This is a genomic window from Candidatus Pseudothioglobus singularis PS1 (assembly GCF_001281385.1).
GTDB lineage: Bacteria > Pseudomonadota > Gammaproteobacteria > PS1 > Pseudothioglobaceae > Pseudothioglobus > Pseudothioglobus singularis.
On the sequence record NZ_CP006911.1, the window covers coordinates 860,069 to 871,959 of the forward strand.

Annotated in this window: 14 protein-coding genes; 3 read left to right on the top strand and 11 right to left on the bottom strand. The window is 37.4% G+C overall.

The window, feature by feature from the left end:
* The first annotated feature begins 2 nt into the window (after positions 1–2).
* Positions 3–1,160 carry an MFS transporter gene (locus tag W908_RS04370; protein WP_053820082.1) on the top strand — a complete coding sequence of 386 codons (1,158 nt, stop codon included), beginning with the start codon at positions 3–5 and terminating at the stop codon, positions 1,158–1,160.
* A 17-nt stretch (positions 1,161–1,177) separates the two neighbouring features.
* Positions 1,178–1,645, top strand: a complete 468-nt coding sequence (gene ssb / locus W908_RS04375) for a single-stranded DNA-binding protein (RefSeq protein ID WP_020024334.1) — start codon at positions 1,178–1,180, stop codon at positions 1,643–1,645.
* A gap of 3 nt (positions 1,646–1,648) precedes the next feature.
* Here ssb and acpS read toward each other — a convergent pair whose 3' ends face one another.
* The 8 genes from acpS to W908_RS04415 all read right to left on the bottom strand — a co-directional run bounded on the left by acpS (position 1,649) and on the right by W908_RS04415 (position 7,191).
* Complete coding sequence (acpS, locus tag W908_RS04380; protein WP_020024333.1) at positions 1,649–2,038, bottom strand: holo-ACP synthase; 390 nt, start codon at positions 2,036–2,038, stop codon at positions 1,649–1,651.
* Positions 2,035–2,766: a pyridoxine 5'-phosphate synthase gene (gene pdxJ, locus W908_RS04385; RefSeq protein ID WP_053820083.1), complete on the bottom strand. Its 732-nt coding sequence runs from the start codon at positions 2,764–2,766 to the stop codon at positions 2,035–2,037. Before pdxJ ends, acpS begins: the two co-directional genes overlap by 4 nt.
* Before the next feature lie 8 nt (positions 2,767–2,774).
* Positions 2,775–3,461: a DNA repair protein RecO gene (gene recO, locus W908_RS04390; protein WP_053820084.1), complete on the bottom strand. Its 687-nt coding sequence runs from the start codon at positions 3,459–3,461 to the stop codon at positions 2,775–2,777.
* Positions 3,454–4,338 carry a GTPase Era gene (gene era / locus W908_RS04395; protein WP_053820085.1) on the bottom strand — a complete coding sequence of 295 codons (885 nt, stop codon included), beginning with the start codon at positions 4,336–4,338 and terminating at the stop codon, positions 3,454–3,456. Before era ends, recO begins: the two co-directional genes overlap by 8 nt.
* Positions 4,338–5,000: a ribonuclease III gene (gene rnc, locus W908_RS04400; RefSeq protein ID WP_053820086.1), complete on the bottom strand. Its 663-nt coding sequence runs from the start codon at positions 4,998–5,000 to the stop codon at positions 4,338–4,340. The genes era and rnc overlap by 1 nt, the downstream gene beginning before the upstream one ends.
* 3 nt (positions 5,001–5,003) lie before the next feature.
* Positions 5,004–5,798: a thymidylate synthase gene (locus W908_RS04405; RefSeq protein ID WP_053820087.1), complete on the bottom strand. Its 795-nt coding sequence runs from the start codon at positions 5,796–5,798 to the stop codon at positions 5,004–5,006.
* A complete protein-coding gene (gene lgt, locus W908_RS04410; protein ID WP_053820088.1) occupies positions 5,795–6,583 on the bottom strand; it encodes a prolipoprotein diacylglyceryl transferase in 789 nt (262 codons plus the stop codon). Before lgt ends, W908_RS04405 begins: the two co-directional genes overlap by 4 nt.
* A gap of 131 nt (positions 6,584–6,714) precedes the next feature.
* Positions 6,715–7,191: a DUF1643 domain-containing protein gene (locus W908_RS04415; protein ID WP_053820089.1), complete on the bottom strand. Its 477-nt coding sequence runs from the start codon at positions 7,189–7,191 to the stop codon at positions 6,715–6,717.
* Positions 7,192–7,268: 77 nt separating this feature from the next.
* Between W908_RS04415 and W908_RS04420 the strand changes: the two genes are divergently transcribed.
* Entirely contained in the window at positions 7,269–8,252 is a 984-nt protein-coding gene (locus W908_RS04420) for a D-cysteine desulfhydrase family protein (RefSeq protein ID WP_053820090.1), read from the top strand.
* A gap of 9 nt (positions 8,253–8,261) precedes the next feature.
* Here W908_RS04420 and W908_RS04425 read toward each other — a convergent pair whose 3' ends face one another.
* The 3 genes from W908_RS04425 to W908_RS04435 form a co-directional block, all read right to left on the bottom strand.
* Positions 8,262–9,758: an ABC transporter permease gene (locus W908_RS04425; protein WP_053820091.1), complete on the bottom strand. Its 1,497-nt coding sequence runs from the start codon at positions 9,756–9,758 to the stop codon at positions 8,262–8,264.
* Complete coding sequence (locus W908_RS04430; protein WP_053820092.1) at positions 9,751–10,815, bottom strand: quaternary amine ABC transporter ATP-binding protein; 1,065 nt, start codon at positions 10,813–10,815, stop codon at positions 9,751–9,753. Before W908_RS04430 ends, W908_RS04425 begins: the two co-directional genes overlap by 8 nt.
* 65 nt (positions 10,816–10,880) lie before the next feature.
* Positions 10,881–11,843 carry an ABC transporter substrate-binding protein gene (locus W908_RS04435; RefSeq protein WP_020024322.1) on the bottom strand — a complete coding sequence of 321 codons (963 nt, stop codon included), beginning with the start codon at positions 11,841–11,843 and terminating at the stop codon, positions 10,881–10,883.
* Positions 11,844–11,891 lie beyond the last annotated feature (48 nt).

Genomic DNA, 11,891 nt, shown 5'->3' on the forward strand with positions numbered 1-11,891 from the left:
TTATGAATTCTGCTGAAAGGCTCTTTGCATTTAAGATTTCACTGGTTATGGCGGTAAGAATGCTGGGTTTATTTATGCTGTTTCCAGTCATGAGTGTTTATGCCGGTGATTATGAAAATGCAACTCCTATTCTTATTGGAATGGCAATTGGCATATATGGCCTAACACAGGCTATCTTTCAAATTCCTTTTGGCTATCTCTCAGATCGGTTTGGTAGAAAGCCAATTCTTTTAGTTGGCCTTCTAGTCTTTCTTCTTGGCAGCATTTTAGCAGCTAATACTTCAAATATTATCATTGTTGTAATTGGTCGTGCATTTCAAGGTGGAGGCGCTATATCAGCAGTTCTTATGGCGTTTTTAGCTGATTCAATTAGTGAAGAAAACAGAGCAATGGCGAATGCATTCGTTGGGTTTCAAATAGGGGTCGCTTTTATGCTCTCACTTCTAATCGGGCCAATCATTTCATCAAGAATTGGGCTTTCAGGCCTTTTTTGGGTAATTGCCCTTCTATCTTTGATTGCTATGTTTATTGTTCTCTCTTTAAAGCATACTAAATCTATTACATACTACAAGCTATCTTTTGAAGCATTTAAAGAGACTTTTACAAAAGACCTACTTGCCCTTGATTTTAGTATTTTTTCACTGCATTTAATTCTTGCTGCTGGATTTATTGTGATGCCTCTTCTCATAATGGAAAATCAAATTGTAAGTATGTTAGATAATTGGCAGCTTTACCTTCCAGCTGTCCTATTATCATTTTTAGGAATGATTCCTTTAATTATTATCTCTGAAAAATTTAAAAAGACAAAGTACATATTATTAATTAGTATTTTGTTACTTATATCAAGTCAAATTATCTTCTTTAGTTTAAATTTAAACTTCAAGGTTTTCTTAATTACCTTAACTATATTTTTTGTAGCATTTAACACAATTGAGGCTTTGCTACCTTCTCTATTATCAAGAACTGCAAGCTCTTCAAAGAGAGGTTTAGCCATGGGAATTTTCTCTACATCACAATTTCTTGGCACCTTTACTGGCGGAGCAATTGGCGGTGTTATTTATGACATTTACAATTTAAATAGTGTATTCTTATTTACCATATTTGTAGCAATAATCTGGTGGCTTTTGATTCTTTTTATGCCACTGAAATCTAAAACTTAACAGGAGAAATTAATAGAATGGCCGGGATAAATAAAGTAATTTTGGTAGGTAATTTGGGAGCAAAACCAGAGATTAAATATGCTTCAAATGGAAACGCAATTAGTAATTTATCTATCGCAACAAGTGAATCCTGGACAGATAAAAGTTCTGGTCAAAAGCAAGAAAGAACTGAATGGCATAGAGTTAGTTTGTTTGGCAAGGTAGCTGAAATAGCTGGTCAATATCTTGATAAAGGCTCAAAGGTCTATGTAGAAGGTAAGCTCCAGACAAGAAAATGGCAAGATCAAAGTGGACAAGATCGCTACACTACAGAGGTTGTTATTAGTGGTTATAGCGGGACTCTTCAAATGTTAGATAGAAGAGATGATATGAATTCAAGTGCTCCAATGCAGCAATCTCAGCCTCAAGCGCAGCAAGCTTCTCAGCCGGCGCCTGCAATCACTCCAGTTGCACCTGATGAATTTGAGGATGATATTCCTTTTTAGTTCTTAAGAGCTTGATTCTGACTCGAGTACAACAAATGCTACTGCATGATTACTTTCATCAGAAATACTCAAATGACCCTGCTTAATTCCTTTTTCTAGAAGGTATAGTCTGAGTTTTTCACTTGGCATAAAGTAAGGCTTGCCATTTTCGTTGTTTCTTATTGTAAGATCTTGGAAGCTAACCACCCTTCCTATTCCAGTTCCCAAGGATTTAGCAAATGCCTCCTTAGCTGCAAACCTCTTTGCGCAAAAGGCCGCACTGTCAGCTTTATTAGTAAATAGAGCTCTCTCGTGCTCTGTTAACACTCGATTGATAAAACCATCACGGTTTTTGATCAAAATCTTTTGGACTCTCTCTATGTTTACTATATCTGTCCCAATACCGTAAATCACAACCCTCTTGCCTCTTGTATTAACTGTTTCATTTCAGATGTAGCAGCTCCTAAGCCAACAAAAAGCGCTCTTGAGATAATTGAGTGACCAATATTTAGCTCTACGACACTGTTAATTTCAGCAATAGCTTTTGTATTCTCAAGAGTTAAACCGTGACCTGCATTGACCTGTAAACCAAGACTATGTGCATAAGCACAAGCTTCTGAGATTTTTTGAAGCTCTTTAAGCTTTTCAGCAGCAGATGAGGCGTCTGCATAATGACCTGTATGAATTTCAATAATTGGTGCGCCGCATTCAATAGCCGCCTCAATCTGATAATTATCAGCATCGATGAATAAAGAGGCTTTAATGTTGTTTGTGCTTAATTCAGAGCAAACCTCTTTAATTCTGCCTAATTGAGTTAGAACATCTAAGCCTCCTTCAGTCGTCAGCTCTTGCCTCTTCTCTGGAACAAGGCAGCAGTCTTCAGGCAAAATTTTAGTTGCTATTTCTAACATTTCATCTGTCGCAGCCATCTCTAAGTTCATTTTGGTTGTGAGGCTAGATTTTAATTCCTCTACATCCTGGTCCTGAATATGGCGTCTATCTTCTCTTAAGTGAAGAGTAATACTATCTGCACCTGAGCTCTCACATATTTTTGCAGCATCAATCAGGCTGGGGTAACGAGTACCTCTTGCTTGTCTTAATGTAGCAATGTGGTCAATATTTACACCTAAAAATATATCCATCATTAAACCTAATTCACAAAAAACAATTCTTTACTTTTAAGGGGCTTATCCCCAAGTAAGGATTTTAATCTTTTTCGATTCATTTTTTTTAAAATACTTAACTCTTTTGTTGAAGAAATAGGCTCATTAGATTTTGAAAGGTGAATAAGTGTACTGCCTTGAATTTCTCCTTCAACATTAAGCGCAAAGCCTTGATCCTCAATATAGTCATAATGGAGATTGTCATTAATGATATTGCCATCAATATCATCTTCAAAGTCAAGACCATAGCCTAAATCTTGTAACAATTGGTTTTCAAATACACGAAGGGTATACTCTTTTGCACTTGAATCTAATGAGCTAATACTCCTAATATAAGACCAATAGGATTCAAATATTTCACTATGCTCATCACCTTCGGGAAGAAGTCTTTGTATAAGTTCATTGACATACATTGCCATAACAAGATCGTTACCCATTAGGCGCCTTGGCTCGTCTGAAATTTCCCATTGAGACAGGCTTTTTAAATCGCCTTTTCCTTTGTATGATATGCTTAAACATTGAAACATTTGAAGAGAGGTTTTGCTGCTTCTTGCACCTCGAGCAATGAGCCTTAACTTTCCATGATCTTTTGTAAAAAAGTCCAGTAGGAGAGAGTTTCCTTGATACATTCTTCTATGAATTAAAAAAGCGGGTGAATTTTCGACTCTAGTCATAACCCAAAGATGCTAATGCTCTTTTGTCGTCTGACCAGCCTTGCCTAACCTTAACCCATAACTCGAGGAATACTTTTGCATCTAGAAAGCCTTCAATTGATAGTCTAGACTCCATTCCAATTTTTTTAAGCATACCGCCATTTTGACCAATGACAATGCTTTTTTGTGAGGCTTTGTCAACAAAAATACGTGCTGCTATTCGATACATTTTGCCGTCAAGCTCTAGCTTTTCAATCTCAACAGTAATGTCGTAAGGCAGTTCATTCGATAGATTTCTCATCAGCTTTTCGCGAATAAATTCAGAGATCACAAACTTTTGAGATCGATCTGTGATGTAATCCTCATCATAGATCGCATCCTGTTCTGGAAGATATTTTAAGATTAACTTTCGTAGTTTTTGAGTGTCTTTTCTTTCAAATGCTGACAATGGAAAGACCTCTGTGGCTTTAAATTTTTCATTTAAGGTTTCGAGAAAGGGGAACATTTTATCGGCTGACTCTAATTTATCTATCTTATTAATGCAGAGTATGACTGGGATATCTACCTTATTAAGGTGCTCCATTACTCTAGCATCCTCTTTAGTCCATTTAAAAATTTCAACAATCCAAATGATCATGTCTACATCGTTAAAACTAGAGCTAGCAGCCCGATTCATATATGAATTAATAGCTTTATTGTTGCCAATATGTATGCCGGGAGTATCCACAAATACCATCTGGTAATTGGCTTGAGTATCAATTGCATTTATGCGGTGTCTTGTTGTTTGTGGACGATGAGAAGTAATCGATAATTTTTGTCCAATCAACTCATTGACAAGAGTAGATTTGCCGACATTGGGCTTACCAACAACTGCAATGGAGCCTGATTGAAAACCCATTATTTTAAAATTTCCTCTAAAATTGACTGAGCACAAGCCTGCTCTGCCCTTTTGATGCTTTTAGCATTTTTTTCAGAAGTAAGATTGAGTTCTGAGACAGTACAGCTCACATAAAAAATTGCATTATGGTCTTTTCCTTTGGTCTGAATCAGCTCATAGCTTGGCAGAGAATGCCCTTTCTTTTGAAGTAGCTCTTGAAGTTGAGTTTTAAAATCTTTTAATGAATCCTCTGGTTTCGCCTGATTAAGTAAGTCATTAAAGAGGTTTAGGATTATATTTTTTACAGTTACATAGTCAGAATCAAGAAAGATAGCGCCCAGTATTGCCTCAAATGCGTCAGCAAGGATTGATTCACGTCTAAAACCCCCACTTTTAAGTTCTCCATGACCCAACGTTAGACTTTCAGAAATATTTAGATTTTTGGCTAAATTTGCAAGAGTTTGTCCTCTCACAAGATGAGAGCGAAGTCTTGATAGTTGACCTTCATCAATTAAAGGATAGCGTAAGTATAGTTCTTCCGAAATAACGCACCCTAGAACACTATCACCTAAAAATTCAAGTCGCTCATTATTACTCTTGCTGACACTTCGATGCGTAAGCGCTTGCTTCAGAAGAGCAATATCGTTAAATTTATAAGTGAATTTTTTTTGAAGTTTTTCCATTAATTAAACCGCTACTGGGGCTTTAATGGGATCATCATGCTCGTAATCAATGAGCTCAAAGTCTTCGTAAGCATAATCAAATATGCTCTCAGGTTTTCTATTAATTTGAATAGTTGGCAGTTTTTTTGGCGTTCTTTGAAGCTGAGTATCAACTTGGTTAAAGTGGTTTGTATATATATGGCAGTCACCTCCACTCCAAACAAAGTCACCTACCTCTAAATCAGATTGCTGAGCAACCATATGGGTCAGTAATGCATATGAGGCGATATTAAATGGCACCCCTAAAAATATGTCTGCACTTCTTTGATAGAGCTGACAAGATAGCTTTCCTTCTGCAACATAAAACTGAAAAAGAGCATGGCAAGGCTGAAGGGCCATGCTTTCAAGTTCTCCAACATTCCAGCTTGAAACAATAATCCGTCTTGAGTCTTGCGCGTTATTAATCAGATTAATTGCTTGCTGAATTTGATCAATTTCATGGCCGTTAGCATTTTTCCATTTTCGCCATTGAGCGCCGTATACAGGGCCAAGATCTCCATTTTTATCAGCCCATTCATTCCAAATATTGACTTTATTATCTTTCAAGTATTTAATGTTGGTGTCGCCCTTTAAAAACCAGAGTAACTCATGAATAACTGAGGGAACATGAACTCGTTTGGTGGTTACAATTGGAAAGCCATCAGCAAGGTTAAAGCGCATCTGGTGGCCAAATATGCTTTTAGTGCCTGTTCCAGTTCTATCTGTTTTTTCAGCGCCTTTATCTCTAACAAGGTTCAAAAAATCTAAGTATTGTTTCATGTTTGACCCTTTAAATTGTATGACTTATTTAAAAAATAGAGTCCAATTAGTATCATTGGAAAGCTGAGCAATTGTCCCATAGTCAGCCAGTCAAATGCTAGATAACCAATATGTGAATCTGGGGCCCTAATAAATTCAATTATAAATCTAAAAAAGCCATAAAAAATAAGGAATAAGGCCGAGGTTGCAAATAATGGCGGATTCTTTTTACTAAAGATCCAAAGTATTATGAATAACAAGAGTCCTTCTAAAAGAGCCTCATATAGCTGCGTTGGAAATCTTTGTTCCCAGAGTCCGCTCTGATCAGGCGCCAAAACCCCCCAAGAGCTTTCAGTTACCCTACCCCAAAGCTCGCCATTAATGTAGTTTCCTAGCCTCCCAAATCCTAAGCCCAGAGGAACAAGTGGCGCAATGAAGTCTGTTGTTTGAAAAAACGAGAACTCATATTTTCTATTAAAAACCAGCATGGCAATAAGTACCCCGATAAATCCTCCATGAAATGACATCCCTCCATTCTGGAAATTAAAGAATGTGAGTGGGTTTGAAATAAATATTGAGAAGTTATAGAAGATTAGATACCCCAGCCTACCGCCTAGGACAGCGCCTAGGGCGCCATAAAAAATAAGGTCATCAACATGCTTTATATTCCATAAAGTACTCAATTTTGCGCGATACTTAGCTAAGAAATAGGCTGATAAAAAAGCCAAAAGATACATAACACCGTACCAGTAAATTTTGACAAATCCAAGGTCTGCTAAAACAGGATCAATGACAATGTACTTCATAGATTAGACCATGCCTTTTGTGGAGATTTATTGGAAATTTTAGTTAAGAATTTATACATATTATTTAAAGACAAATTATATGCATTATTGAAAGATGAATGTATTTAAGTCCTTATGGATGAGTCAAATAATTAACTTGGATATTGGATGGGAGAAAGACCTTTATTTTGGTAAAGAGGATGAGCTGGTTGCCCTGTTTTGTTAATCTTAAGACACATAGGGTTATTAATGAAGTCTAATACTTCTTTATCTCTATTATGCAGCGCTCCATCATTACCCCAAGCAACGAGAACGATTCCAGACTCTCTCTGATGCTCTATTATGAATTTATTATTGTCCTTCCCGATTGGATGATTTGCTTTTCTTAAGTCACTAGGTAAGGTTGCTTTAAAAGCAAAGAGATTAACCATTATGAGTCCTCCAAAACCCCATCGATAAGCATAATGCATAGACCTTCTAATCGTTGGATCGTCCTCTGTTTCATTAGCAGTAGAGGGGTTTAGCCCGATAATTAATGCAGGCTTTTGGTTTAGACTCCATACCCTTGAAAGAGAGTATCTATATTGATTACAGGGTGAGAAAATAGCACTTTTTTTTATAATTTTCATTTGAATTAAAACTTTAACTATAAAATCATTTTAAATAAATATTTAAATCATTTACTAAAACAACTACCTCTCTTTTTATGTTTGACAAATTTGAACGAATTGATCTTGGTCATTTCCCAACACGCATTGAATACCTTAAAAATATCTCTGATATGCTAAAGGGTCCTCAAATATTTATTAAAAGAGATGACTGTACCGGTCTGGCAACCGGAGGAAATAAGACAAGAAAGCTTGAGTTTATCCTTCCAGATGCTATAAATAATAATGCCGATCTTATCATTACTGTTGGCGCTATTCAATCAAATCATGCCAGGCAAACTGCTGCTGCATGCGCTAAACTCGGAATTAAGTGTCTCATAGTTTTAGAGCAAAGACTTGAAAATGCACCTGAAAGCTATATGAATTCAGGAAATGTTTTCTTGAATAAAGTATTCGGTGCTGAGATGATTTTGTGTCCCAAAGATAGAGATGTAAAAGTGTTTGCTGAAGAAATTATGGAAGATCGAAAAAGGGATGGCTATAATCCCTATTTTATTCCAGTTGGAGGCAGCAATCGTCTAGGAGAGTTAGGTTATATAGAATGTATGCGTGAGATTCTCGAAAACCCTAATAAGGACTCATTTAGCCATATTGTTGTAGCTACTGGGAGTGGAGGAACACACGCTGGCCTTGTTGCGGGAAAAGTCCTTTATAAAAGCAACACTAAAATTATTGGGATAAGCATTAAAGATACTAAGCCCAAACAAGAGAAAAGAGTTCTTAAATTAACTCAAAACTCCTGTGAGCACATAAGTTGTAATCCACCCAAGGAGAAAGATGTTATCGTTTTTGATGATTATGTTGGTCCAGGGTATGCAATGCCAACAGATGGAATGAGATATGCGCTATCTTTGATGGCAACGAAAGAGGCTATTTTGCTCGATCCAGTCTACACCGGAAAAGCATTTGATGGGCTCATCAATTTAGTCAAAAAGAACTACTTCAACTCTTCAGACAGGGTGCTGTTTATTCATACTGGCGGGTCAGCTGCACTTCCGGCTTTTGAGTGGGCTTTTAGCTAAACCCATAGCTTAGTCCCTTTTTTTGCCTTGTATCACTCTGTCAAGGATTAGAGCGCAGAACAAGATTGCAATTCCAGCTAGGATTCCTTGGCCAACATTGGCATATTGAAGGGCCTCTAAGACATCTTGGCCTAAGCCTTTTGCGCCAATAAGTGAGGCAACTACAACCATCGCAAGACTCAGCATCACAGTTTGGTTAACACCTGCCAGTATTGTTGGCATCGCTAAAGGTAGATCAACCTTGGTCAATAGGTACCACTTCGAAGCGCCATAGGCTATAGCGGCCTCCCTGATTGACTCAGGAACTCCTTTTAAGCCAAGGACGGTTAGTCTAACAACTGGGGTTCCACCAAAAATCATAGTAATAATAACTGCTGATACCTTTCCAGTGCCAAAAAAAGCGATCACAGGAATCATAAATACAAACGCTGGCATGGTCTGCATGAAATCCATAATGGGCCTAATAAAGGCATAGAATCTCGGTCTTGTCGAGCAATAAATGCCCAAAGGTATGCCAATGGAAATGCTAAGAATTGCAGCAGTGCCAAGAAGAGCTAGAGTTGTCATCGCTTTAATCCAAAACCCTAGTAATCCCATGTAAGCTAAAAATGAGAGTGAATATAGTGCTGCCCTTGGTCCTGCTGAAAGCCCTGTCATTAGAACGATCGCACTAATAACAACAATCCAAGGTGTGGTTACAAAGAGCATTTCAAGAGAGTCAAGAACCGAGCGAATTCCGATAGTAATAGCACTAAAGAGGACATCTCCTTTAATTACAGCATAGTCAAAGGTTCTTTCAACGCCATCGATTGATGCAAGTCTTATATCTGGGTGTGTTGGGAAGTCTGCAAACAGCTCTACAAGGTATGGGAAGCTGTAGTGTACTGAAGAGAAGACAATGATGATTAATGCAAAAGATATACTCAGTAGATAGTTCTTAAACTCCATTCCAGGGCTAATAAGCTTATTTGATAGCCATTCTGAGAATCGTCTTTCTAGAATTGAGTTTGCTAATACGCCTTGTATAAGTCTGATCAAGAGAAAAAGAATGATGCCACTGATGGCAATCCAAATCCCTGACGCTTCAATATTTTGCGCCTCTTGAAGGTATCCCGCTATCGAGTCCTCTAAAGACTTAATAGTTCTTTTAAACATTTCAACTTTATCAGAGTTGCTTTCTATGGCTGATTGAAGCTGTTTTTGTCTAAAGTCGATGGTCGACTGAATTTTATCAATCTTGGTATAGGCCTCTGCACTAATGTTTCCAAAAAAACCTCGAATGATTTGGACAATAGCAAAGGTTTCAATAATTAGGAATGTCAGTGACCAATTCCATATGTTCCTTATGCCAAACCACATTGAGCCAAATAAGAAGGCAAATAAATTGAACGATAATACAAACTTAGATGTATTGTTTATCTTTTCAAATTCGTGAATATAGTAATCAGGGCTTGTCTTTACAAAATCCTTGATTTGATCTGTATTGATATAGTTATCTTTACTCATCTTGGCCCTCTACAATGGCGACCAGCAAGTCTTTTTGAGAGACAATACCTATTTCTTCATTGTTCGAATTATTGATTATGATTGGCATGTCGCTTGAAACTGAAGTCTCAATCAGGCTACTTAAGTCATCATTTTCATTCATATTTAGAGCGCCCTTAGGAACTGCCCCGTATTCCTTTTTAAAGGCATCAACTGGCTTCATAATTGATTTAGCTTTTACGACTTCTAGTCTAGATATCCCTTTGACGAAATCAGCTACGTAATCATCCTCTGGATTCATAACTATTTCTTCAGGGGTGCCAATCTGGATAACCATACCATCTCTCATGATTGCAATACGATGACCCACTTTAACGGCTTCATCTAGGTCATGAGTAATAAATACTGTCGTCTTCTTTAACTGTTTTGATAATTTTATAAATTCTTTTTGGAGTTGTCTCCTAATAAGAGGGTCCAGTGCACTAAAGGGCTCATCCATTAGAAGTATCTCTGGATCAGCTGCTAATGCTCTTGCCAGTCCAACCCTTTGCTGCATTCCACCAGAGAGTTCATGGGCATACTTATTTCCCCATCCTTGCAACTCAACGATGTTTAATATTTCATTTGCTTTGCCATATCTCTTATTCTTGTTGACACCTCTAATCTCTAGGGGCATTGCAATATTGTCGATAACTGATCGATGAGGCATCAAGGCAAAGTTTTGAAAAACCATACCTATTTTTTTATTTCTAAAATCTTGAAGTTCTTGTTTTTCAAGAGCCATGACATCTTGGCCATCAATTAGTATTTGACCCATGGTAGGCTCTAATAATCGATTGATATGCCTTACAAGAGTAGATTTTCCACTTCCAGAAAGGCCCATTACGCAGAATATCTCTCCTGGATTAATATTAAAGGATACATCTGACACGCCAATTACTGAGTTATATTCTTCTAAAGCAACTTGCTTTGAAATATGTTGTTTAGTAATTGCATCTAATGCTTCTTTTGAGGTATTACCGAATATCTTAGAGATATTCTTAATTTCAATAAAGCTTCCTGAGTTTTGTTGAGGCATAACTTATAGAATTAATTAAAAAAAACCGGCGTATAAAACGCCGGTTTTAAGACGAACTAGCTAGATTATAGACCTAACCAGCCATCAACTGTATCTTCATTTTGTGACATCCAGTCTCTTGCAACATCAGCTGGATCTCTTTTCATTACTGACACTTCATAAGCTAACCAAGAGACATCATCAGACGTTAGTTGGAAATTATTAAAGAACTCAACAATTGCTGGTGACTTGCCTTCTAATGAAGTTCCCCAACCAATTTGAATATTCTTTAAAGCATCTTTAGAAGCTACATAAGAGTTTTTATACCAATCTGCATCTTCTTTAGGTTGAACCATTTTATATGCAGCTGGGTCATGAGTTGGCTCAGTAAGCATTACTACATCAGCCATTCCCCAAATAGCGTGTGGCTTATAGCAATAGAATGCATAACCTTCACCCTTTTTAATTGAGTCTAGAACACGTGCATTTTTAACTGCTTCAGCAGCTCTAACTGGCTCAATACCTGCATCAAGAAGCTTATAGTCTCTAACCTTAACTTCGTTTACATTAGCAGAGGCCCAGCCATCAGCACCAATCCAAAATTCACCTTTACCATTACCGTCACTATCCATTGCAGCAACAACCTCAGGACGCCCTAAGTCAAAAATAGATGTAATATCCATTTCTGCAGCGAATGCCTGCGACACGCAATAACCTTGGTTTCCTTCGTAACTCTTAGAGCTTAATTTAAGAGTGCCCTTAGGAACTAGATCATTTGTATATGCTTGCTGGTTAGGTAACCAGACATCTGGATGAACTTCAATCTCACCCTTGCTTCTATCAATTGCTCCATAAATGGCAGTATTGTTGCCTGGGACCAGCTCAACTTCTCCACCCATTTTGTCAGTAATAACTGCAGATAAAAGGTTTGCAATAGCTGTTGCACCTGTCCAACCCGGATCGCCAATATTCACTTTTTCAGCGTATGTTGTCATAGAAGCAGACAACGCTACAACAGCTGCTATAGCTGTTTTCTTCATCATTTTCATTATTTTCTCCTCAAATATTTAGATTTTTTTCAAACGATTTTGATATTA